17 protein-coding genes and 1 pseudogene are annotated in these 22,777 nt (G+C 65.5%); 6 read left to right on the plus strand and 12 right to left on the minus strand.

Annotated elements, in window-relative coordinates; all coding sequences use genetic code 11:
- Nucleotides 1–14: 14 nt before the first annotated feature.
- The 3 genes and pseudogenes from JQ617_RS26750 to JQ617_RS26760 form a co-directional block, all read left to right on the plus strand.
- Nucleotides 15–1,667: pseudogene (locus JQ617_RS26750) on the plus strand (thiamine pyrophosphate-requiring protein); the annotation flags it as partial.
- Between the two features lie 102 nt (nucleotides 1,668–1,769).
- Nucleotides 1,770–5,336, plus strand: a complete 3,567-nt coding sequence (locus JQ617_RS26755; protein WP_212028921.1) for a GAF domain-containing sensor histidine kinase — start codon at nucleotides 1,770–1,772, stop codon at nucleotides 5,334–5,336.
- Nucleotides 5,337–5,414: 78 nt separating this feature from the next.
- Entirely contained in the window at nucleotides 5,415–7,055 is a 1,641-nt protein-coding gene (locus JQ617_RS26760) for an alpha/beta hydrolase (RefSeq protein ID WP_212029068.1), read from the plus strand.
- 20 nt (nucleotides 7,056–7,075) lie between these two features.
- Here JQ617_RS26760 and JQ617_RS26765 read toward each other — a convergent pair whose 3' ends face one another.
- Nucleotides 7,076–8,662: an MDR family MFS transporter gene (locus JQ617_RS26765; RefSeq protein WP_212029069.1), complete on the minus strand. Its 1,587-nt coding sequence runs from the start codon at nucleotides 8,660–8,662 to the stop codon at nucleotides 7,076–7,078.
- 153 nt (nucleotides 8,663–8,815) lie between these two features.
- Entirely contained in the window at nucleotides 8,816–9,331 is a 516-nt protein-coding gene (locus JQ617_RS26770) for a YcgN family cysteine cluster protein (protein WP_212028922.1), read from the minus strand.
- 294 nt (nucleotides 9,332–9,625) lie between these two features.
- On the opposite strand from JQ617_RS26770, the gene JQ617_RS26775 reads away from it, so the two are divergent.
- The 3 genes from JQ617_RS26775 to JQ617_RS26785 are packed head-to-tail and all read left to right on the plus strand — an operon-like array spanning nucleotide 9,626 to nucleotide 13,086.
- On the plus strand, nucleotides 9,626–11,917 hold the full coding sequence (locus tag JQ617_RS26775) for a transglycosylase domain-containing protein (RefSeq protein WP_212028923.1): 2,292 nt from the start codon (nucleotides 9,626–9,628) through the stop codon (nucleotides 11,915–11,917).
- Nucleotides 11,918–11,926: 9 nt separating this feature from the next.
- Nucleotides 11,927–12,505 (plus strand): DUF1214 domain-containing protein, encoded by a 579-nt coding sequence (locus JQ617_RS26780; protein ID WP_212028924.1) that lies wholly within the window; start codon nucleotides 11,927–11,929, stop codon nucleotides 12,503–12,505.
- Nucleotides 12,502–13,086 (plus strand): DUF1254 domain-containing protein, encoded by a 585-nt coding sequence (locus tag JQ617_RS26785; RefSeq protein ID WP_145663274.1) that lies wholly within the window; start codon nucleotides 12,502–12,504, stop codon nucleotides 13,084–13,086. The genes JQ617_RS26780 and JQ617_RS26785 overlap by 4 nt, the downstream gene beginning before the upstream one ends.
- Before the next feature lie 251 nt (nucleotides 13,087–13,337).
- On the opposite strand, the gene JQ617_RS26790 is transcribed toward JQ617_RS26785, so the two are convergent.
- The 10 genes from JQ617_RS26790 to JQ617_RS26835 form a co-directional block, all read right to left on the minus strand.
- Nucleotides 13,338–13,964 carry a class I SAM-dependent methyltransferase gene (locus tag JQ617_RS26790; RefSeq protein ID WP_212029070.1) on the minus strand — a complete coding sequence of 209 codons (627 nt, stop codon included), beginning with the start codon at nucleotides 13,962–13,964 and terminating at the stop codon, nucleotides 13,338–13,340.
- Between the two features lie 61 nt (nucleotides 13,965–14,025).
- Nucleotides 14,026–14,874, minus strand: coding sequence for an SDR family NAD(P)-dependent oxidoreductase (locus tag JQ617_RS26795; protein WP_212028925.1), 849 nt, complete (start codon nucleotides 14,872–14,874; stop codon nucleotides 14,026–14,028).
- A gap of 145 nt (nucleotides 14,875–15,019) precedes the next feature.
- A complete protein-coding gene (locus JQ617_RS26800; protein ID WP_212028926.1) occupies nucleotides 15,020–16,036 on the minus strand; it encodes an AraC family transcriptional regulator in 1,017 nt (338 codons plus the stop codon).
- A gap of 8 nt (nucleotides 16,037–16,044) precedes the next feature.
- On the minus strand, nucleotides 16,045–16,875 hold the full coding sequence (locus JQ617_RS26805) for an oxidoreductase (RefSeq protein WP_212028927.1): 831 nt from the start codon (nucleotides 16,873–16,875) through the stop codon (nucleotides 16,045–16,047).
- 199 nt (nucleotides 16,876–17,074) lie between these two features.
- Nucleotides 17,075–17,545: a DUF2147 domain-containing protein gene (locus JQ617_RS26810; RefSeq protein ID WP_249157578.1), complete on the minus strand. Its 471-nt coding sequence runs from the start codon at nucleotides 17,543–17,545 to the stop codon at nucleotides 17,075–17,077.
- A gap of 259 nt (nucleotides 17,546–17,804) precedes the next feature.
- Nucleotides 17,805–18,977, minus strand: a complete 1,173-nt coding sequence (locus JQ617_RS26815) for an MFS transporter (RefSeq protein WP_212028928.1) — start codon at nucleotides 18,975–18,977, stop codon at nucleotides 17,805–17,807.
- Between the two features lie 28 nt (nucleotides 18,978–19,005).
- On the minus strand, nucleotides 19,006–20,226 hold the full coding sequence (locus JQ617_RS26820; protein ID WP_212028929.1) for an MFS transporter: 1,221 nt from the start codon (nucleotides 20,224–20,226) through the stop codon (nucleotides 19,006–19,008).
- The gene (locus tag JQ617_RS26825) at nucleotides 20,223–21,590 is read right to left on the minus strand and encodes an NAD(P)-binding domain-containing protein (protein WP_212028930.1); all 1,368 of its coding nucleotides are present in this window, start codon (nucleotides 21,588–21,590) and stop codon (nucleotides 20,223–20,225) included. Before JQ617_RS26825 ends, JQ617_RS26820 begins: the two co-directional genes overlap by 4 nt.
- A gap of 50 nt (nucleotides 21,591–21,640) precedes the next feature.
- Complete coding sequence (locus JQ617_RS26830; RefSeq protein ID WP_212028931.1) at nucleotides 21,641–21,958, minus strand: ArsR/SmtB family transcription factor; 318 nt, start codon at nucleotides 21,956–21,958, stop codon at nucleotides 21,641–21,643.
- A 372-nt stretch (nucleotides 21,959–22,330) separates the two neighbouring features.
- A complete protein-coding gene (locus tag JQ617_RS26835) occupies nucleotides 22,331–22,657 on the minus strand; it encodes a nuclear transport factor 2 family protein (protein ID WP_212028932.1) in 327 nt (108 codons plus the stop codon).
- Nucleotides 22,658–22,777 lie beyond the last annotated feature (120 nt).

A 22,777-nucleotide genomic window follows, 5' to 3' on the forward strand; every position in this document is an offset into this window, starting at 1 on the left:
GATCAACCGGCCCTGCGAGGGAGAGAGACGTCATGAAGCTCGGCACCGCGATCGCGGAAATCATGCGGCGGGAGGGGATCGAGATCCTCTGTGGCTATCCGGTCAACCATCTGATCGAACACGCGGCCAAGGCCGAGATCCGCCCCGTCATGGTGCGGCAGGAGCGCGTCGGCATCCACATGGCGGACGCGATCTCGCGGGTGACGTCGGGGCGCAGCATCGGCGCATTCTGCATGCAGCACGGGCCCGGTGCGGAGAATGCGATGGGCGGCGTCGCCCAGTGCTTCGGCGAATCCGTGCCCGTTCTGGTGCTGCCCATGGGCTATCAGCGCCGCCTTGCGCATATCGAGCCGAACTTCAATTCCAGCGAAGCGATGAAGCCGTTCGCGAAATCGTCCGAGCCGATCATCCTGGCCGCGGAGGTCGCCAACATCTTCCGCCGCGCCTTCACCAAGCTGAAGAACGGCCGCGGCGGGCCCGTGATCGTCGAGATCCCCTCCGACATGTGGAACGAGGAGGTGCCGGAACCGCTGAACTACACGCCGGTGCTGCGCACCCGCTACGGCGCCGACCCCGTGCATGTGAAGGAGGCCGCGAGCCTGCTCGTGAATGCAAAACGGGCGGTGATCTATGCCGGCCAGGGCGTGCACTACGCGCAGGCCTGGCCGCAGTTGAAACGGCTGGCCGAGCGGCTGGCGATTCCCGTCACCACCAGCCTCGGCGGCAAATCGTCGTTCCCGGAGACGCATCCGCTCTCGCTCGGCTCCGGCGGCCTCGCGGTGCCGCGCGCGGTCCCGAAATTCCTCGCAGAGGCCGATGTCATCTTCGGCATTGGCTGCTCCTTCACCGAGACCAATTTCGGCATCGCCATGCCCAAGGGCAAGACCATCATCCATTCGACGCTCGATCCGAACCATCTCAACAAGGATGTCGAGGCGAAGATCGGCCTCGTCGGCGACGCCGGTCTCGTGCTCGACGCGCTGCTGGAGGAGATCGGCAAGACCGTCACCGCGGACCGTGACGCCTCGGCCGTCGCGGCCGAGATCGCCGCTTCGCACAAGGAGTGGCTGGCCAAGTGGATGCCGAAGCTCACCAGCAATGACGCCCCCTTGAGCCCATATCGCGTGCTGTGGGACCTGCAGCACACCGTGGACGTCAAGAACACCATCATCACCCATGATGCCGGCAGCCCGCGCGACCAGCTCTCGCCGTTCTGGAAGGCGGTCGAGCCCCTCACCTATCTCGGCTGGGGCAAGACGACGCAGCTCGGCTACGGCCTTGGGCTGGCGATGGGCGCCAAGCTCGCCAAGCCCGACAAGCTCTGCATCAACGTCTGGGGCGACGCGGCCATCGGCTTCACGGGCATGGATTTCGAGACCGCGGTGCGCGAGCGCATCCCGATCATGTCGATCCTGCTCAACAATTTCTCGATGGCGATCGAGCTGAAGGTGATGCCGATCTCGACCGAGAAATATCGCTCGACCGACATTTCCGGCGACTATGCCGCGATGGCGCGCGCCTTCGGCGGCTATGGCGAGCGGGTGGAGAGGCCCGAGGACATCGTTCCCGCGATCAAACGCGGCATCCAGAAGACGCGGGAAGGCATCCCCGTGCTGCTGGAGTTCATTACCAGCAAGGAGACCGAGGTGTCGCGGCCGGGCACGTGAGCGGGACCGGCTCCCGGCAGGCCTTCCGAGGCTGGCTCCGGCCGCAGGGGATGTGATAATCCGGCCCGGTGCCGCCCCTCGCGGCATCAGGCCGGATCGCGAATGACCACCCCTCCCGACGATATCGCCAACGAGCTCGCAGCCGAGAACGCCCGGCTGCGCGGCGAGCTTGCGATCGCGCGCGACCGACAAAGCGCCAGCGCGGAGATCCTGCGCACCATCGCGGCCTCGCCCTCCGATGCGCGGCCGGTGTTCGCCGCGATTGCGTCGAGCTCGAAGCGCCTGCTCGGCGGCTTCTCCGCCACCGTGCTGCAGTTCATCGGCGACGAGCTCCACCTCGTGGCGTTCACGCCCACCAGTCCCGAAGCGGATGAAGGGCTGCAGGCGTCGTTCCCGCGCAAGATCGCGGACTTTCCGACCTTCGCCCTGGTTCGTGGCGGCGAGACCATCCAGTTTCCCGACAGCGAGGCCGACGAAGTCCCGGAGCTGAACAGGAACCTCGCCCGGCTGCGCGGCTTCCGCAGCGTGCTGTTCATGCCGCTGATGAGCCGCGGCACGGCGGTCGGCATGATCAGCGTCACGCGCGCCGAGCCCGGCGCATTCGCACCCGATCTGGTGCAGCTGCTGCAGACCTTTGCCGACCAGGCCGTGATCGCGATTGAGAATGCGCGGCTGTTCAACGAGACGCAGGAGGCGCTGGAGCGCCAGACCGCGACCGCCGACATCCTCAAGGTGATGGCTGCCTCGCCCTCCGACGTGCAGCCGGTGTTCGACGCCATCGCCGCCAATGCCAACCGGCTGATCGGCGGCTTCTCCACCGCCGTGCTGCGCTACGTCGACGGCGCCGCGCATCTTGCGGCGTTCACGCCGACCGATCCGGCCGGCGATCGCGTGCTCGAGGCTTCGTTCCCCGTGCCGTTCGCGCGGTTCCCGCCCTATCAGCTCGTCGCCAATGGTTCCGCGGCGCAACTGCCCGACACCGAGTTCGAGCCCGCCGCGCGCGACATCGCGCGCGCCCGCGGCTATCGCAGCATGCTGTTCGCGCCCCTGATGAGCGAGGGCGAGGCCATCGGCATCATCATCGCCACGCGCCGTGCGACCGGTGCGTTCGCCGAGCATCACGTGCGGCTGCTGCAGACCTTCGCCGACCAGGCGGTGATCGCGATCAAGAATGTCAGCCTGTTCAACGCCACCAGGGAAGCGCTGGAGCGGCAGACCGCGACCGCCGATATCCTGAAGGTGATTGCGGCCTCGCCGGCCGATGTCACGCCGGTGTTCCAGGCGATCTCCGACAGTGCCAAGAGCCTGATCGGCGGTCATTCCTCCACCGTCACCCGCGTCATCGACGGCATGCTGCATCTGGCCGCCTTCACCACCGACAACTCGGCCGGCAATGCCGACCTGCTCAGCTCCTTCCCGGCGCCGCTGTCCTCGTCGGGTATTCACAGCCGGGTGGCGACGAGCGGGGAATACGCATTCCGCAGCGACATGCAGAACGAGCCGGACCTTACGAACGCCATGCGGGAGCTGGCGCGGACCCGCGGCTATCGCAGCATCCTGGTGATCCCGATGCTGCGCGACGACGTTGCGATCGGCACCATCGGCGTGACGCGGCCTGAGGCGGGCCCGTTTCCCGACAAGGCGATCAACCTGCTCAAGACCTTCGCCGACCAGGCCGTGATCGCCATCGAGAACACGCGGCTGTTCAACGAGGTGCAGGATCGCACAAGGGAGCTCGCAGAGTCGCTGGAGCAGCAGACCGCGACATCGGAGGTGCTCAGCGTCATCAGCCGATCGGCGGGCGATCTCACGCCGGTATTCGAGGCGATGCTCGGCAAGGCCATGCAGCTGTGCGGCGCCAGTTTTGGCGTGCTCAATACCTACGATGGCACGCAGTTCCACACGGCTGCCACCTACGGCCTGCCACCCGCCTACGATGAATTCCGCCGCACGACGCCCCTCAACTATGGTCCGGCCACCGCGCCCGCGCGCCTTCTGAGGGGCGAACCGTTCGTCGAAATGGTCGACCTTCTGGAGTCGGATGCCTATCGCGGCGGAGAGCCGAACCGTCGGGCATTGGTCGATCTCGGCGGCGCGCGCTGTCTGCTCGCGGTGCCGTTGCTGCAGGACGAGCGCGTGGTCGGCACCGTCATGATCTTCAGGCAGGAGAACCGGCCCTTCTCGAGCAAGCAGATCACCTTGCTGAAACAGTTCGCTGCGCAAGCCGTGATCGCCATAGAGAACGCGCGGCTGCTCAGCGAATTGCGCCAGCGCACCGAGAATTTGACGGAGTCGCTGCAACAGCAGACGGCGACGGCCGACGTGCTCAAGGTCATCAGCCGCTCGGCGTTCGACTTGCAGGCCGTACTCGATACGCTGGTCGAATCGGCGGCGCGGCTATGTGAAGCCGACGTGGCGGCGATCACCCGCAAGGCCGGCAGCACCTATTTTCGCGCAGGCTCCTACGGCTTCCCGGCCGAGTTCGTCGACTATGTAAGAGCTCTCCCGGTCCGGCCGGATCGGCGCACCATCACCGGCCGGACCTTGCTCGGCGACAAGGTGGTCCATGTCACGGACGTGCTCGAAGATCCCGATTATTTCTTCGAGGGCCAGGAATTGAGCGGCAATCCGCGTAGCTTCCTTGGTGTACCCCTGCTGCGCGAAGGCAGCACGGTTGGCGCTATTGTCCTCGCACGGCGCTCAATCCGCCCGTTCAGCGAAAAGCAGATCGAGCTCGTTACCAGCTTCGCCGACCAGGCCGTCATCGCTATCGAGAATGTGCGCCTCTTCGACGAAGTACAGGACCGCACGCGGGAGCTTGCGAAATCGCTCGACGATCTGCGCGCGGCGCAGGATCGCCTGATCCAGACCGAAAAGCTTGCCTCGCTCGGCCAGCTCACCGCCGGCATCGCGCATGAGATCAAGAACCCGCTCAACTTCGTGAACAATTTCGCCGCGCTCTCCGCGGAGCTGACCGAGGAGCTGAACGAGGTGCTTGCGCCCGTTGCGCTCCGGGACGATGTCCGCAGCGAGGTGGACGAGCTGACCGGGCTCCTGAAGGACAATCTGGACAAGGTCGTGCAGCACGGACAGCGCGCCGATTCCATCGTCAAGAACATGCTGCTGCATTCGCGCGAAGGCGGCGGCGAGCACCGGATGAGCGACATCAACGCGCTGGTCGAGGAGAGCCTCAACCTCGCCTATCACGGGGCGCGCGCCGAGAAGCCGCAGTTCGACGTGACGCTGAGGCGCGAGCTCGATCCGGCGGCCGGGCAAGCCGAGGTGTTTCCGCAGGAGATCACGCGGGTGCTGCTGAACCTGATCTCGAATGGTTTTTACGCAGTGACCCGGCGCAAGGCGGAGGGTAGCGCCGCCGGCTACGAGCCGGTGGTGATCGCCGCCACCCGCGATCGCGGCGACACCATCGAGATCCGGATCCGCGACAACGGCACCGGGATTCCGGACGCGGTGAAGGAGAAGATGTTCAATCCCTTCTTTACCACCAAGCCGGCCGGCGAAGGCACCGGCCTTGGCCTGTCGATGAGCCATGATATCGTGGTTAAGCAGCACGGCGGAACGATCGACGTCGCCACCGTGCCGGGAGAATTCACCGAGTTCACGATCCTGCTGCCGCGGAGGAGCAGTTTTGCGGAGAGCGCCAAGGGATAGCATCACGCGGAGGATGCCTTGAAGGGTCTCGCGCGGCTCGTTCAGCGACAGCTGCTTTCGCTGTCCGGCATCGGCCTCATGCTGGGTGCCCTGTTCTTTGCGGCCGCACTGACGCCGACGCTGGTGCCGCGCAGCTATCTCACCCAGGGCGCCCTCGCCGGCGGCTGCTTTGCGATCGGCTATCTCGCCGGAAACCTTTGGCGCTGGCTGTGGCACTATCTCGAGCTGCCCGAACCGTCGGCCCATCTACGCTCGCGCGCCAATGCACTGGTCGCAGCCGCCTGCCTGATCGTCGTCGTCGTGTATCTGTGGCGCGCCGCCGAGTGGCAGAACTCGGTCCGCGCCGCGATGAAGATGCCGCCGGTCGAGACCGCGCATCCGCTCAAGGTCTGCGCGGTCGCTCTGGTCACGTTTGTCGCGCTGCTGCTGCTGGGGCGGCTGTTCGCGGCCCTCTCGCGGTTCCTCGCCTTGCAGACGAAACGCTTCATTCCGCGACGGGTCGCCAATGTCGTCGGCGTCGTGATCGCCGGCCTGTTGTTCTGGTCGATCGCCAACAATTTCCTGATCCGCACCGCGTTCGAGGCACTCGATTCATCCTTCCGCGAATTCGACGGCCTGTTCGAGCCCGAACGGCCGCAACCGACCGATCCCGGGAAAACCGGAAGCACGGCATCGCTGGTGAAATGGAAGGAGCTTGGACGCATGGGGCGGCGTTTCATCGCCTCCGGTCCGCGCGCAGCCGAGATCAGCGCCATCACGGGACAGGCTGCGCAGGAGCCGGTGCGCGTCTATGTCGGCCTCGCCGGCGCCGGGACGGCGCAGGCGCGTGCGAAGCTGGCGCTCGACGAGCTCAAGCGGCAGCGCGGTTTCGATCGCGCCGTTCTCGTCGTGATCACGCCGACCGGAACCGGCTGGATCGACCCGTCGGCCATGGATACGGTCGAATATCTCCACCATGGCAATGTCGCCAGCGTGGCCATGCAGTATTCCTATCTCAACAGTCCGCTGTCGCTGCTGTTTCAGCCCGAATACGGCGCGGAGGCCGCGCGTGCGCTGTTCGCCGAGATCTACGGCTATTGGACGACGCTGCCGAAGGACAAGCGGCCGAGGCTTTATCTGCACGGGCTCAGCCTCGGTGCTCTGAACTCGGAGAAATCCGCGGAGCTGTTCGAGACGATCGGCGATCCCATTGCTGGTGCGCTGTGGAGCGGAGCGCCGTTCGAGAGCCGCTTCTGGCGCGCCATCACGGCGAACCGCAATCCGGGCTCGCCGGCCTGGCTGCCGCAATTCCGCGACAGCCGCTTTGTGCGCTTCATGAACCAGAACGGAGCGACGGTGCCATCAGATGCGCCATGGGGCGCAATGCGCGTCGTCTATCTGCAATATGCCAGCGACGCGATCACGTTCTTCGCCTACAGCGACGCCTATCAGGCGCCGGCCTGGCTCAGCGATCCGCGCGGGCCAGACGTCTCACCGGAGCTGCGATGGTATCCAATCGTGACCATGCTCCAGCTCGCGCTCGACATGGCGGTCGCGACCAATACGCCGATGGGCTTTGGCCACGTCTATGCGCCCGAGCATTACGTCGATGCCTGGGTCGCGGTCACCGATGTCCATGATTGGTCCACTGATGCGATCGCGAAGCTCAAGCAACAGCTCGCGGCAAAAGCGCGGAAGACCGCGGGCGATGTCGACGACGATCCCGACCGCGGCGGCTAGAGCTCCAACAATGGAGCCCCCTACTCTGCCATCTCAACCGGTTGTGCCGTGGTCGGACCGGCCAGCGGCCGCTCCTCCATCATGATCAGGCAGAGCGCGGCACCGGCCATCAGCGCGGTCGCAGCGCCGAAGACGTAGCGGAAGGCGTGGCGCATGTCCTCGGTGGGGATTGCCGGGATACCGCCCGCGACGTGATGCTCGCCCGCAAGCGGCACGTCGGCGCCGAGCGCGATCAGCAGGATCGCCGCGAAGGCCGCAACCGTGAACGAGGACATCAGCGAGCGGAAGAAATTCAGCGCGCCGGTGATGGTGCCGACCTGCGGACGCTGGACCGAATTCTGGATCGAGACCACGCAGACCGGGAAGGTGGTGCCGAGGCCGAGTGCAAACGCGCCCATCAGCGTCAGCAGCGCCCAAAGCGGCAAGGTGGTGACCGTGAGAGCGAGGCCGCACAGCGCGGCCCAGGACGTGCCGACGATGGCAACGCGCTTGTAGTGCTTGGCGCGCGCCATGGTGCGGCCGGCGATCGCCGCACCGCAGGTCGAGATCGCCGCGAGCGGGATCAGCGCAAGCCCGGCCTCGCTGGCGCTGAGGTGATAGACCGACTCGTAGTACAGCGGGAGCTGCACGGTGAGGCCCGTGATCGCACCGAGAGCACAGCCGCCGGCCGCCAGGCCGAATGGCACGACAGATCCGCCGAGCAGCGGCAGCGGCAGGAACGGCTCATCCGCCCGACGCGCGTGCCAGACGAAGGTGACGATAAGCGCGATCGCGCCGCCGACCATCGCGAGCACGGTCGGCGAGAGCCAGGGGAAGCGCGTGCCGCCCCAGGTCAGCACCAGCATGAAGACGACCGCGGACGCCATCAGCAGCACGCCGCCGAGCCAGTCGACCTTGCGCTTGCGGTGGAACACCGGGATCTTCTTCATCTTCGGCAGCAGCAGCGCGAGTGCGGCAGCCGTGAGCGGCAGGTTGATCCAGAAGATCATCGACCAGTGCAGATGTTCGGCGAACACGCCGCCGATCACGGGGCCCAGAATGCCGCCGACCATCCAGACGCTGGAGAAATAGGCCTGATACTGGCCGCGCTCGCGGGGTGAGACGACGTCGGAGATCACGGTCTGCACGACAGGCATGATGCCGCCGCCGCCGAGCCCCTGAAGGCCGCGGGCGAGGATCAGCATCGGCATGTTCGGCGCGATCGCGCACAGGATCGAGCCGGCCACGAACAGGCTGAGCGAGGTGATGATCATGGCCTTGCGGCCGTAGATGTCGCTGAGCGTGCCGAACACCGGCGCGACAGCGGTCGAGGCGAGCAGATAGGCGGTGATGACCCAGGACAGGTTCGAGACATCCTGGAACTGGCGGCCGATGGTGGGCAGCGCGGTCGCGACGATGGTCTGGTCGAGCGCTGCCAGGAACATCGTCAGCATCAGGCTGACGACGATGGTGCGGACCTCGTCGGAGCTCAGCGGCACCGGCGGCGCGATAGACGGGGCGTCATCGACGCTGATCACCTCGCTCGGAAGGCGGGACAGCTCTTCGGCGATATCGTCGGGCAATGCCTGGATGTCGGCAGAACTGCTCTGCCGGTCGAACTTGTTCATCTCGATCGGACGCATGGGCGGCGCAACGCCGCGAAGGATTCGTTCTATGCAGCCAATGTAGAGAGGAAAGTTCTTCCCGGGCAGGCACCGCCGCGCATGGGAGCATCCCACCCGCGGGTCATCCCGAACACGTGATCGCCAGCGTGCGGTGGATCAGTCCTTCGGACGTCGCTTCAGGCGCGCCCGCTTCGGCAGCTGCGCCGGCCACTGCACGATGTGGTCCTCGAGATCCTCGTCCGGAATCTCCTCCTCGCTGCCCTCGACGCGGCCGCGCACGGAGACGCCGGCATCATGAACGGTGTTGGGATCGCCCGACACCAGCGGATGCCACCAATAGAGGTCGCGCCCCTCGGCGACGAGCTTGTAGCCGCAGCTCGGCGGCAGCCAGTTCAGGGTACGGACATTGGCCGGGGTCAGGCGGACGCAGTCCGGAACCTTGTCGGAACGATTCGGGTAGTCCTTGCAGGCGCAGGTCGCACCATCCAGCAGCTTGCAGCCGATATGGGTGAAATAGATCTGGCCGGTATCCTCGTCCTCGAGCTTGTTCAGGCAGCAGCGGCCGCAGCCGTCGCACAGGCTTTCCCATTCGGCCGGCGACATCTCTTCCAACGTCTTGGTTTTCCAGAAGAATCCTTCCTGGCCTGAAGGTCGTTTGGGAGCTGCGGTCATGCGTCTCAACAAGGTTCGAAAGAGCTACGGCTAACGCCATCTAGGGCGCGGGGGCATCAGGCTGCAAGCAACGCCCCCGTGAGACCCGTAATGAACCGGGGTCAATTAGGCCTGTTGTTCAAAATACCGAGCCTGACCATTGGTTTATAGGCCCTGCTCGGCTATTAGGAACAGCAAGTCCCCAAAGGACGCGAACCGGGCGCCTTGGGTTTGCCGCAACATTCCCGCAAGACGTCCCGATGCCGCCCCGGCCGGGTGCTTGAACGCTGTCGAAGCGAGCCTCAAGGGTTCTAGGTGGTTCAGAACACACCATCCAATTGGAAGAGCCGCGTCCGGAATTTCTTTCTGGACCTCGACGCGCGCATCGACTCCTCGCTGTTCTCCTCGGCCAAGGGCATCCGCGAGCTCTACGAGCGCTATTCGACCTTCATGGACCGCTTCTATGTCGGGCGGTGGAAGCGCTGGGTGTTCATCGAGCCGCTGTCGGAGGCTGCGACCCTCGGGCTCGGCGGCCTGGTGCTGATGCTCACCCTCGCCATCCCCGCCTTCCGCGAGACCGCGGACGAGGACTGGCTGAAGAAGTCCGATCTGGCGGTCAGCTTCCTCGACCGCTACGGCAATCCGATCGGCAGCCGCGGCATCAAGCACAACGACTCCATTCCGCTGGAAGATTTTCCGGACGTCCTGATCAAGGCGACGCTGGCGACCGAAGACCGCCGCTTCTACGAGCATTTCGGCATCGACATCGCCGGCACCGCGCGTGCGCTCGTCACCAACGCGCAAGCCGGCGGCGTCCGCCAGGGCGGCTCCTCGATCACGCAGCAGCTCGCCAAGAACCTGTTCCTGAGCAACGAGCGCACCATCGAGCGCAAGGTCAACGAGGCCTTCCTCGCGGTCTGGCTGGAATGGCGCCTGACCAAGAACGAGATCCTCAAGCTCTATCTCGACCGCGCTTACATGGGCGGCGGCACTTTCGGCGTCGACGGCGCGGCGCACTTCTACTTCAACAAGTCGGCGCGCGACGTGACGCTGGCGGAGGCGGCGATGCTCGCCGGCCTGTTCAAGGCGCCGACCAAATACGCCCCGCACATCAACCTGCCCGCGGCGCGCGCCCGCGCCAACGTCGTGCTCGACAACCTCGTCGATGCCGGCTTCATGACCGAGGGCCAGGTGTTCGGCGCTCGCCGCAACCCGGCCTTCGCCGTCGACCGCCGCGACGAGGCCTCGCCGAACTACTATCTCGACTACGCCTTCGACGAGATGCGCAAGCTGGTCGACACCTTCCCGAAGTCCTACACCGAGCGCGTCTTCGTGGTGCGGCTCGCGATCGACACCAACGTGCAGAAGGCGGCGGAAGAAGCCATCGAGAACCAGCTCCGCCAGTTCGGCCGCGACTATCACGCGACGCAGGCGGCGACCGTCGTGTCCGATCTCGACGGCGGCATCCGCGCCATGGTCGGCGGCCGCGACTATGGCGCCAGCCAGTTCAACCGCGCCACCGACGCCTATCGCCAGCCCGGCTCCTCGTTCAAGCCCTACGTCTACACCACGGCGCTCCTCAACGGCTTCACGCCGAACTCCATCGTGGTCGACGGCCCGGTCTGCATCGGCAATTGGTGTCCGCAGAACTATGGCCATTCCTATTCCGGCTCGGTGACGCTGACGCAGGCGATCACGCGCTCGATCAACGTGGTGCCGGTGAAGCTCTCGATCGCGATCGGCCAGAAGGAGCAGCCGAAGGCGCCGAACCCCGCGAAGATCGGCCGCGCCAAGATCGTCGAGGTCGCGCGCCGCTTCGGCCTCAAGGCGCCGCTGCCCGACACGCCGTCGCTGCCGATCGGTTCGGACGAAGTCACCGTGCTCGAGCATGCCGTGGCCTATGTGACCTTCCCCAATCGCGGCCGAGCCGTGACGCCGCACTCCGTGCTGGAGGTGCGAACCGGCGCCGGCGATCTGGTCTGGCGCTGGGATCGCGACGGCCCGAAGCCGCGGCAGGCGATCCCGGCGAACATCGCCGCCGACATGGCGGGCATGATGAGCCACGTCGTCAGCGAAGGCACCGCGCGCCGCGCAGCGCTCGACGGCATCCCGACCGCGGGCAAGACCGGCACGACCAATGCGTATCGCGACGCCTGGTTCGTCGGCTACACCGGCAATTTCAGCTGCGCTGTGTGGTACGGCAACGACGACTACTCGCCGACCAACCGCATGACCGGCGGCTCGCTGCCGGCGCAGACCTGGCACGACATCATGGTCGCCGCGCATCAGGGCGTCGAGGTCCGCGAGATTCCCGGCATCGGCATGGGCCAGAAGCTGCCGCCGCAGCCGAAGGACGCGAACGCGCAGGCCAATGCGGCGCCGAAGGTGCTGGAGACCAAGCCCGGCCCGCCGCCCGTGCTGACCAAGCGCGGCGCCGACATCCTAGTGCGCGTCGAGAAGCTGCTCGATGACGCCGCCAAGACCGCGACCAAATCCACCAGTAACGACACCAAGGCGGCCAAGCCGTCCTCGTCGACGAGCGCGCTCGCCTTCCCGCAGAATTATGCGGAAGAGAATGCGAACGCATCCGCCCCGCGCAAGAACTGATCGAAACAAGTGCGGCTGATCCTGATCACATTGACGGCCCTTCTGCTCGCGACCGTGGTGGGCGTCGGCGCCACCTGGATGACGACGACGCGCGGCACCGAGATCGGCGCGCTGACCATTGGCGCCTGGACCGCGCGGCCGCGCACCGGCACCGCCGACGTCGATCCCTATTCGCGCGCCACCATCGTGCGCAACGGCGAGCTGCCGATCGGCACCGGCGACGGCGTCGCCTTCACCGCCACCGCCGACGACAAGAAGAAGGCGCTCGACGGCCGCTGCGACGTGATCGTCTCCGGCGTGACGCCGCCGGCGCGGTTCTGGACGCTGACGTTGTACGACCGCAAGGGTCATCTCGTCGCCAATTCGCTGGCCCGCTACGGCTTCACCAGCCAGGAGATCGTGCGGTCGTCCGACGGCTCGTTCGAGATCCGCATCGCCTCGCGCTCGCGCGCCGGCAACTGGCTGCCGACGGGCGGCATCGAGCGCTATGCCCTGATGCTGCGCCTCTACGACACGCCTGTCGGCGTTGCGACCCGCACCCAGCGCGATGCGCCGATGCCCACCATCTCGACGGTGGGCTGCTCATGATCCGCCTGCTCTTCACCATCGTTGCCGGCGTGGTGCTGGGCCTCGTGGTCCATCTCGTCAGCGTGCTGGCGCTGCCGCGGATCGCGACGCAGGACGCCTATTCGCGGCTGACGCCGATGACCAAGCTGAACGGCGTCACCCAGCTTCCCCTCGCCGATCCGCAGACCTCGCCGATGCCGTTCATGGACCCGGCGTTCGCGCTCGCGATCTGCCGCTACGACCTCTCGGGCGGGCCGATCAAACTGACGGTGCCGGTGAGCCAGGCCTATACCTCGGTGTCGTTCTACACCCGCAACGAGATCGCCTATTACGCCATCAACGACCGCTCGGCTGGCCGCAAGGTGATCGAGCTCGACCTGATGACGGAAGCGCAGCACAACGAGCTGCCCGAGGACGAAGAGGTCACCGCGGCCGACCGCCTGATCATCGACTCCCCCAGCACCACCGGCCTGATCGTGATGAAGGCGCTCGCCGCCGAGCCCGGCCTGATGCCGCAGGCCCAGGCGACGCTGCAAGCCGCAACCTGCGGTCCGCAGACCGAACCGCCCGCCAAGGCCGAGGCGCCGCGCGGACGGCGCTGAGCGGCTGTTTCGGACGGCCTCAAGACAAAGTTGCGAAAACAACCCCATGCACAGTAGCGGGGGCATTGGAATCATTGAGCTCTTTCGCGCGGTCGATGATGGGGCCGCCGGCCTCCGCGCGCGCCGCGTTGACGTGTCGGGCAAAACACGTGAACACCCGCGCGGACCAGTCCGTCGCAGCTTTTTTTATCTCAGGGGCGCAGCCTTCCCTCGTCGACGACTTCAAGAGACCGTCGTCGCGCTCCCCGACGTCAGAACGTGACCTCCGGAGATTGCACTTCGTCATCCCGACCGACTCGCAGCTTGGGACGACGCCGAATGCGATAGACCGATGCCGGGGGAATATTAAGCGCCGTTCGCCCGACCAGGCTGGCCTTCAGCCCGAGGCGATCGAGAATCGGCCGAGGCACCGGGCAGCGCGGTCCGTAGGTGAACTGGTAGAGCGTACCGCCCCCCTGCATGTGGCGGAAGACCCCACTCAGGATCGCGATCACCTTGCGCGGCGACATCGACAACAGCGGAAGGCCGCTCACGACAGCCGAGGCTGGCGCCATGAACGGCTCGTACTGGGAGAGCTGGCGCGCATCCATCCAAAGCACGCGCGCTCTCGGGAAGCGTTCCTGCAAAAGGCGGACGAAATCCGAACCGTATTCGACCAGCAGCAGGTCGCGCTCCGGCACGCCACGCCGGAGCAGCGCCCTGGTGAAGATGCCTGTCCCCGGCCCGAGTTCGATCACCGGCCCGGTGCCCGGCACGATCTCTTGCGTCATCAGGCGTGCGAGCGACTGGCCCGATGGCGCGATCGCGGAGACCTGCCACGGATTCGAAACGTATGAGCGGAAGAACTGGAAGAAATCTGCAACAGCGGTGGCGTTCATCACCATCCTCTTTCCGTGCGCGGATGAGCAAACGGATCCGGTTCGATGGACAAGGGCTCAGCTAGGACGCGATGTTGTGCTGCCTCGCCTCGCCTTGAGCGGCGTTGGAGTCGGTCTCCCACGCCTCCCACGTCGCGAGACGATCCGCGTAGGCGGCACGGGCGCGCGGCAGCCCCTCGGTCCCGACGAAGAAACGCAGCGGAGGGTTCTCCGCGTCGACGATCTTCAGGATTGCGTCTGCGGTCGCTTCCGGCTCGCCAAATTCAAGCTTTGCGCCTGCCGCAAACACCTCCGCCCGCGTGTTGCTGTAGGCATTGATGACCGGCGAGATCCGGAGCGAGGCCATGCTGGCGAAGCCGGTCGCGTAGGCGCCGGGCTCGAGCAGCGTGACCTTGAGGCCGAAATCCTTGACCTCCTGCGCCAAGCTCTCATGAAGAGCTTCGATCGCGAACTTCGAGGCATTGTAGAATCCGGTGATGGGACCGGCGACGATGCCGGCAACGCTCGACACGCCGATGATATGGCCGCTGCGCTGGCGCCGCAGGAGCGGAAGCGCGGCCTGGATGACGCGAAGGGTGCCGAAGAAATTTGTGTCGAACTCGGCGCGGACGTCAGCCTCGTGCGCTTCTTCGATCGCTCCGACCAACGCGTAGCCGGCATTGTTGAGGACGACGTCGAGCTGTCCGAAATGCGTGTAAGCCCTTGTTACGGCATTCTGGACCGCTTGGGCATTGGTGACGTCGAGCGCAAGCGGCAACACCGCATCACCATAGCTTGCTGCAAGGTCGGCGACGTCGGCCACAATGCGAGCGGTGGCCGCGACCTTGTCGCCACGCTTGAGAGCAGCCTCCGCCCAGACGCGGCCAAAGCCGCGGGATGCTCCGGTGATGAACCAGACTTTGCCTGACATGAGATATTCCTTGGTGAGTGGGCTTGATCTTGCCGGGCTGTCGTACCGCGATCCGTCGCGACCGGCAGTCGCAAGGCGCGCCAACGAAGTTGCCGCAGGCGCCAATGAAGACGCAGAAGCGAACCGGATGGCGTTGTCCGAACCGTCAGTGAATCTTGTTGCCGTGCAGCTCGCGCCAGCGGCTCGGCGTCACGCCTTCCCAGTATCGGAACGCCCGATAGAAGGAGCTCGCATCCTGGTAGCCCAGGAGGCAGGCGACCTCGTCGATGTCGGCCGTCGGATCCAACAGAAGCTGCCGTCCGAGCTCCTGACGCGCTTCGACGAGGAGCTCGCGGAAGCTCGCACCTTCCTCGGTGATGCGACGCTGAAGGGTCCGCTCGCTCAGGCCGAGATCGCGCGCCACGTCTGACAATTCCGGCCGGCCGCTAGCAAGACTTCGCTTGAGGACCACCTTCACCTGCTCCCTGACCGAGCTGCGCGCCTGCAGCTCACCCAATGCCGATGCCAGCGCGGGCGTGAGGATCTCGAGCAGTTCCTGATTGTGGCCGGGAAACGGACGATCGAGGTCGGCCGGATTCAGGATCAGCAGGTTACGCGCCGCGCCATAGCGGATCGGACATTCGAAATACCTGTGGTGGTCGTCGCTCTTGGGACGAGGACGAACCAGCTCCACCCGCTTCGGCGTAAGGTGCTGTCCCGTACCACGACGCCCGAGTTCGACCAGCGACGCGAAGGTCACGTCGGTCGAGATCGCGGGCTCCGGATCGGTCGCGTACGGCCACTCCACCGTAACGACACACTCGTCCTTGGTCTCCTTGACCTGTAGCTGCTCGGGCGAGCACAGCCGCTTGAAGCGGGCAATGCGGAGCAGTCCGTCGCGATAGTCCCTTGCGTAGAACGCAGCGAGGCTCGACGGCGGATGGACCGCGGTCTCGACGCTCCGGACCAGCATCAAGCCGAGCCCCGGCTCCGGCTTCAGCTCCTCGAGCGCTCTCCAGAGCGCAAAATATTGCGCCGTCGTGACCTGCCCCTGATCGTTCAGGTGTAAGGTCGCCGGCAGTTTCGCCTGCCGCAACAACACGGCCGGCGGCACACCGACATGCTCAACCGCCTGCCAAAAGGCTCGGGGGACCTTGCATCTGTCTGCCGCTATTCCGCTCATGACTGATCCTAACGCATCTGGCTCATGATCACGCGGTCGAACATGCGGTCGCCGAACCATTCGCGAATTTTGATCAGCGGACGCGCGTATTTGCCCGCAACATAGCGCGTCCGCGGCTTGGACTGCTTGACAGCCCGGGAGACGACATCGGCAATGACGCTCGGATTGGTACCGCGCCCCTGTCCATAGGCAGCGCGGGTCGATTTTGCGACGATCTGCGTCAGCTTGGCATAAGGACCGGTCCCCGATCGGTTGAGCAGGCCATTGGCGGCCACATCGCCGAAGCCCGTCTCGATCAAACCGGGCTCGATGACGACGACCTTGATGCCAAACGGGGCGAGTTCGAGCCGAAGACAGTCCGACCAGCCTTCCAGCGCATGCTTGGTTGCGTGATACCAGGCGCCCAAGAGCGTGTAGATCTTGCCGCCCATCGAGGTGATGTTGACGATCGTGCCCGAGCGCTTCTCGCGCATCTTCGGCAGCAGGAGCTGCGTCAGCCGGGCAGCGCCGAACAGGTTCACCTCGAACTGATACCGCGCTTCGTCGATGCCGACCTCCTCGACAGGACCATAGAGGCCAAAGCCGGCGTTGTTGACGAGCACATCGACCGCGTCCACTTCGCGCAAGATGGCATCGACCGTCGCCTTGATCTCGGCCTCGTTCGAAATGTCCATGCGGAGCGATCTTGCCCCGAGCTTGACGAGATCATCCATCCTGTCGACGTGCCGCGCGGCGACAAAGACCTGGAAGCCGTCCTTGATCAGGCGCCTTGCGATTTCTTTGCCCATGCCGGAGGACGCCCCGGTGACGAGCGCCGTTCGTTTCGACTTGTCAAACATACCAACCTCTCTTCGTTCAGGCTCCCACTGTGACGTCTCCGGGGCGCAAATTGACTGACAGAGCGCGCCAACGGACTTGCGTGACACGCCATTGCCGGCGCCACCTCCAAGCCATGGAATTTACGAGTGAATTTTCAAAGAAAAGCGCGACACGACGGTCGCGCTCCGGCAAATCGGTTTGGGAGCGGGAGGTGTCCGTTCACCCGCGGGTGCGATGGAACGTGCGGGTCTGCCCCATCGCCGGGAGGCCGAGATATCCTCTCAGATGCATCTTGCCGTCCTTGACGGTGGCCTTGCAATTGTAGGTCCGGCCGGACGAGGCATCATAGATCGAGCCGCCGCTCCACTCGCCGTCCTCCCAGCGCAAGCCCGTGATGAACACGATGTTCTTCAGGGACCGCGAACGCAGCGCCGCGTCGGGATTCCTCGCATCCTTCTTGAAGGTGACCTTATCGGCCTCAACGATCTCGTTGCCATAGAGCATGCGCGCCTGAAACTCCGCTCCGCTCCTGAACATGTCGAGCTTAACGGTGCCGTCGTCGGCTTCCCAAATTCCGACGATGGCATCTGGCGCCGGCGCCTCGCCATGCGCCATCGGAATCAGTCCGACATTCATGGCCGCCATCAGCAGGAAGATCGCGGATCGACGGGAAAGCGGTGAGATTCTCATGCTGTGTTCCTTGGTTTGCGGATGGCTGCGCGGTCGAGCCGCTCGCAGGCCTCGCAAATGTCTCTAGGTTTCAGGATGGGTCCTGGCACCGGCAGAACGCGCCGGTGCAGTTGCGAGGTGCGCCAATCGCTGCCGAAGGCAGCCGGATCGCGACGGACCAAGCCGGAAGCGCGGCGGTCATCAGAGGCGGCGACCAACGCCTCGCCGGACTCGGACGAAAGCCAGCCAGCAGGCCCATCACCGCGCGCGGATCGACCGACTAGGAAGGATCGCCCCGCGCCATCCGCGCCCACAGCAGCGCCAGCGGCCCCACCGAGATTCCGGCCCCGAGGACGATGAACACCAATAGCCAGCCGGTTGCGCTCTGCGGGCCGCCGGCGAGATCGAGCGCGGCGCCGGTCCCCCAGGCGCCAAGGGCGGACAGGCCGAAGCCAACCGTCGAGTGCAGAGCCAGCGTGGCGCCGCGATGCTCGGATACGGCTGACGCCGACATCCCGGCGGTCAACGCCCCGGAATCGGCCGGCACGGTCAGGCCATAGGCGAGCAGCAGCAGCGCGAGCAGCCAGGCCGGCGCGCTCGCGTTGAGCCCGATCACCAGCGCCACGCAGGCCGATGCGATCATCACGATGGTAATGGCGCGGTGGCGGCCGAACTTCAGCGCGGCCTCGTTGCCGAGAATGCTCGCGGGCATCGAGATCACCGCAAAGCAGAAGCTCAGCACGACGGGGCTCAGCCACGACGGCGCGCCCTGATGCGCGACGACGAAGGTCCAGAACCCCACGAGCCAGGTACGGATGCCATAGAGCTCGAAGCAATGCGCGCCATAGCCGAGGATATAGCCGAGCGCCTCGCGGTTGGCGAAGACGGGTGCGAAGTTGAGCAGACGCCCGGCCTTCGGCGCGGGCTGCCGCGCATCGACCAGGAGACACGCGACCACCATCGCGATCGGGCCGAAGCCGGTGACAAGGAAGGCGGCCCGCCATCCCCAGCGGTCGGCGATCAGTTGCGCGATGAGGAACGAGAGTCCGACCCCGACCGAGAAGCTCGACGTGTACAGCGTGACGGCCCGCGACGTGTCGCCGGCGGGAAGCCGATCGGTCAGCGCCTTCAGGCCGGGCATGTAAGCGCCGGCGAAGCCAAGCCCTGCAAGCGACCAGATCGCGGTCCCCGACCAAAACCCTTGCGCGAGGACGCCGAACGCTGCGGTCGCGAGCCCGCTGACGATCGAGCCCCAGAGCAGGACGAGCCGCGCATCGATTCGGTCGGTCAACGTCGTCAGCACGGGCACGGCCAGCATGTAGCCGAACGCGTAGCCGCTCGCCATCAAGCCGCCTTCGGCGGCGGAGAGGCCCCACGCCGGCATAAGATGCTGCGCGAGGTTTGCGGACAGCGTGACATGCGGCAGGAGATTGCCAACCTGGCCGATGCACATCACCGCAATCAGGGACCGACCGCTCAGCTTAGGAATTTTGTTCTCCTACCTGCAGGGGCGTCGATGTTGCCCGCTCGGTGCGTAACAGCAAGAGCGCAAAGAAGGCCGAGAGGGACACGAGCGCGCTGATCCACAGCGCGCTGCTACCGATGTGCTCCACCATCAGCCCCAGCGCGAGCGGCGCGGCGGCACCCGTGAGCCTGGAAGGCAATGAGATCATGCCGACGCGCCTGCCGAAACCGGCCGGCCCGAACAGCGCCAGCGGAAGCGTCCCGCGGGCAATGGTGATGATGCCGTTCCCCGCGCCGTACAACACCGTGAAAGTCGTCGCGAGCCAAGGACCGCCCGCGATCAGTGCGACGACACCAATCGGATTCATGAGCATGGCCAGCCTCGCCGAGAGTAGCGGATGAAACCGGGCGAGCCATCCCGCCTCCAGAAGCCTCGCGCCAACTTGCGCGGGTCCAACCAACGCTCCCGCGAGCAAGGCCTGCGCCGGCGTCGCACCGAACGCAACCAGCATGGTCGGCAGAATAGCCGAGATCCCGGAGCTGACGAAGCTTGCGGCCGCAAACATGTAGGCCAACAGCACCATCGCGAAGGTCTCGCTCTGGCGTCCGGATTGCCGGATCGCAGCCGCCCCCGGTCGAGGCTGCTGGTCCAATGGAACGGCGCGCGGCAGCGAGAGATTGAGCGGCAACGCGAGAGCGATATGGATTGCCGCCCACACCTGGCAGGCCACACGCCAGCCATATTCGGACTCCAGCCACGTCGTGAGCGGCCAGCCGAGCGTGCTGGCGAAGCCGGCGATCAGGGTGATGCCGGTGATGGTTCGTCGCGCATTGGAGCCATAGATGCGCGCAAGCGTCGCGAAGGCCGCTTCATAGAGGCCCATGCCCATGCCGATCCCGAGCAACGCCCAGGCCGCGATCAACACCGCCGCGCCATGGGCCACCGACAGCAGGAGCAACCCTGCCACAAACACGAGATTCGAGATCGCGAGCAGACTTCGCCCCCCGAACGTGTCGATGGCATGGCCGACGCGCGGGCCGAGCAGACCGGAGATAACAAGCGCGCCCGAGAGCGCGCCGAACACATAGGTCGGCGCAAGACCGAGATCGCGTGCGATCGGCGCAGCGAGGATGGCGGGAAGATAATAGCTGGACGCCCACGCAATCGTCTGGGCGGTACCGAGAGCGAGCACGATGGCGAGCGGACCTCGAGACTGGCCCGCGAGGACTTGCGTCATGAGCAGCCGCACCCCGTACGACCAGCCTTCCTGGCCGTTTCATCGGCGGCACAACAGGCCGAGAGCTCCTCCTTCGCCGGTCCACCGCAACATCCAGATGCAGCGCCGACGGCCTCGACACCACCCCGCGTGCAGACGCCGGTCTCCGGCAGCACAAGCTCCACCCTGGCTGCGGCTTCCTTGTCGCCGGCGAGATCGGCGGCGATCGAGCGGACCTGCTCGTAACCCGTCATCATCAGGAAGGTCGGGGCGCGGCCATACGACTTCATGCCGGCCATGTAGAAGCCCGGCTCGTCATGCGCGAGCTCGCGCGCGCCGTGCGGACGCACCGTGCCGCAGCTGTGCTCGTTGGGATCGATCAGCGGCGCCAGGGCGACAGGTGCCTCGATGGCGGGATCGAGCCGCAGACGCAGCTCGGACAGGAAGGAGAAGTCGGGACGGAAGCCGGTCGATACGATCAATTCGTCTGCGATCACGCTGCGCGCGCCGCAACACGAACCAGCCGCGATCCTGAGGCTCCCGTCCGATTCCGAGAGATGCGTGACGCCGAATTCGGTTTCGACCTTGATCTTGCCGGAGGCGACAAGCGCGGCAAAAGCCGAACCCAGCTCGCCGCGCGCAGCAAGCTTGTCGTTTCGGCCGCCGCCGAAAGCCTTCGCAGGGTCGGCACCGCGCAACAGCCAGACGGGCTGCGTGCCCGGCTCTTCGTCCGCGAGGTGCACGAGATCGATCAGCGTGCCCACGGCAGAATGCCCGGCGCCGAGCACGGCAACACGCTTCCCGGCATATCTGGAACGCGCGGCACCTCGTACATCCGGCATGCCGTAGGCGATGCGACCGGCGCACGCGCGCTCGCCGATTGCCGGCAAGCCGTTATTGCCGGCCGGATTGGGCGAGAACCATGTGCCTGACGTATCGATCACGGCATCCGCACGCAGCACCTCGGGCCCCTTGCCGTTCTGATAGCGGATTTCGAAAGGCGCCCGCTCTCTCCCCCTGGTCTTCGCCTTGTCGAAGCCGACGCGACTGATGGCCGTCACACGGCTAGAGGTCCGGATCATGTCGCGGAGCGGCGTGCGCGTCGCGAGCGGATCGAGATATCCGTCAATCAGCTCGCCCCCTGTGGGATAGGACTGCGGGTCGGGCGAATTCCACCCCGTCGCCGCGAGCATGCGCGCGGCGGCCTTGTCGATGTTGTACGCCCACGGCGAGAACAGATGGACATGCTGCCACTGACGGATCGCGTGCCCTGCCGCGGAGCCGGCCTCCAGCACGACAGGCGACAAGCCGCGCTCGAACACATGGGCTGCTGCAGCCAGGCCGACAGGCCCCGCCCCGATGATGGCGACCGTCTTGGCGTTCATTCGGCTTCTCCTATATTTCTAGAATCATCGAATAATATGACCCAAAATGATCACGCCGCCGTCTGCGCACCCTTGCATCCGACTTCGTCTGCGCAGCACTCCGCGGCGAGAAAATCGACCAGCCCCCGCATCGCATCAAAGTTCGCATGGCAGACCAGGGTCGTGGACTCCCGAACCTGACTGATCAGCCCGACCGCAACCAGGGACTTGATGTGATGCGACAGCGTCGAGGCCGGGATTTTCAGCTTTTCCTGCAGACGGCCCACGGGCATGCCCGAGTGCCCTGCTCGAACCAGGGCTCGAAAAATCTGGAGCCGGGTCTGGTTACCCAGGGCCTCCAAACGTGCTGCTGCTTCGGCAATCTTCATGTTGGCATGGATGCGCCCTTTCGCGCTCGCAGTCAACCGTATTTCTAGAATATTGGAAATAATAAATTCCGAACGCGGAGGTGTCTCAACGCCTCTGCCATGATCCGCCAGAGCGGCACTGAGCCGTTATCATCGCGTGTCTGAAGACGCCGCCATCGCGAGAAAAAGTGGCCGAGCCCATCAAGGCGATGGGCGGTCCGGCTCTCGGGGTTCTGCGTGAAAAGGAGGGCGGCGAGGCAGTTGAGGCGCGATAGGGTTCGAAGCCGCACGCCTCAGATCGACGTCATCGTCGGAATTCGCCCATGCCCCCCGCTGGAACCTTGGCGCCGCAGGGCCAAGATGGGTTCCCCCAGGGCCTGAATAGCCGCGGGCTCAGTGCGGGGGACTGCAGTCCAGTTCCTTGATCCGGCCGGCGTCGTCGAACGCAAACAGCGCGCTCATGACGCCCGCGCTCGTCACGTACGACATGATCGTCCCCTCGTGGTAGGGATTGAGATCATCCAACGTGCTTGCCGGATATTTCCTGAGACGATCGATCCAATAGGCCCGCAATGCATCGCGGCCGGTAATGGTCGTGCCGCCGCCGCAGCCGCAATGGACCACGGCATTGTCAGCATGCATCTCCAGGATCGCTTCAATATCGCCTGCGCGGTAGGCATCGAGCCAGTCAACCGCAACACCCATGGGATCAAAGGACATAATTCCTACCTGCATACCGTCAAAAACTTGCAATTTTAGGTCGGGTTAACCGCGCTAAGCCTCTTTCTCGAAACGATTAATTGTAATTTAATGCCTCTACCCGGCCCCGGCCATATGCCG

This window comes from Bradyrhizobium sp. KB893862 SZCCT0404 (assembly GCF_018130885.1).
Classification (GTDB): domain Bacteria; phylum Pseudomonadota; class Alphaproteobacteria; order Rhizobiales; family Xanthobacteraceae; genus Bradyrhizobium; species Bradyrhizobium stylosanthis.

Bases quoted from the DNA above. Each gene is read 5' to 3' on its own strand.
- JQ617_RS26755 (WP_212028921.1), top strand. From the start codon at position 1,770: ATGACCACCCCTCCCGACGATATCGCCAACGAGCTCGCAGCCGAGAAC.
- JQ617_RS26760 (WP_212029068.1), top strand. From the start codon at position 5,415: ATGCTGGGTGCCCTGTTCTTTGCGGCCGCACTGACGCCGACGCTGGTG.
- JQ617_RS26765 (WP_212029069.1), bottom strand. From the start codon at position 8,662: ATGAACAAGTTCGACCGGCAGAGCAGTTCTGCCGACATCCAGGCATTG.
- JQ617_RS26770 (WP_212028922.1), bottom strand. From the start codon at position 9,331: ATGACCGCAGCTCCCAAACGACCTTCAGGCCAGGAAGGATTCTTCTGG.
- JQ617_RS26785 (WP_145663274.1), top strand. From the start codon at position 12,502: ATGATCCGCCTGCTCTTCACCATCGTTGCCGGCGTGGTGCTGGGCCTC.
- JQ617_RS26790 (WP_212029070.1), bottom strand. From the start codon at position 13,964: ATGAACGCCACCGCTGTTGCAGATTTCTTCCAGTTCTTCCGCTCATAC.
- JQ617_RS26795 (WP_212028925.1), bottom strand. From the start codon at position 14,874: ATGTCAGGCAAAGTCTGGTTCATCACCGGAGCATCCCGCGGCTTTGGC.
- JQ617_RS26800 (WP_212028926.1), bottom strand. From the start codon at position 16,036: ATGAGCGGAATAGCGGCAGACAGATGCAAGGTCCCCCGAGCCTTTTGG.
- JQ617_RS26805 (WP_212028927.1), bottom strand. From the start codon at position 16,875: ATGTTTGACAAGTCGAAACGAACGGCGCTCGTCACCGGGGCGTCCTCC.
- JQ617_RS26810 (WP_249157578.1), bottom strand. From the start codon at position 17,545: ATGAGAATCTCACCGCTTTCCCGTCGATCCGCGATCTTCCTGCTGATG.
- JQ617_RS26815 (WP_212028928.1), bottom strand. From the start codon at position 18,977: ATGTGCATCGGCCAGGTTGGCAATCTCCTGCCGCATGTCACGCTGTCC.
- JQ617_RS26820 (WP_212028929.1), bottom strand. From the start codon at position 20,226: ATGACGCAAGTCCTCGCGGGCCAGTCTCGAGGTCCGCTCGCCATCGTG.
- JQ617_RS26825 (WP_212028930.1), bottom strand. From the start codon at position 21,590: ATGAACGCCAAGACGGTCGCCATCATCGGGGCGGGGCCTGTCGGCCTG.
- JQ617_RS26830 (WP_212028931.1), bottom strand. From the start codon at position 21,958: ATGAAGATTGCCGAAGCAGCAGCACGTTTGGAGGCCCTGGGTAACCAG.
- JQ617_RS26835 (WP_212028932.1), bottom strand. From the start codon at position 22,657: ATGTCCTTTGATCCCATGGGTGTTGCGGTTGACTGGCTCGATGCCTAC.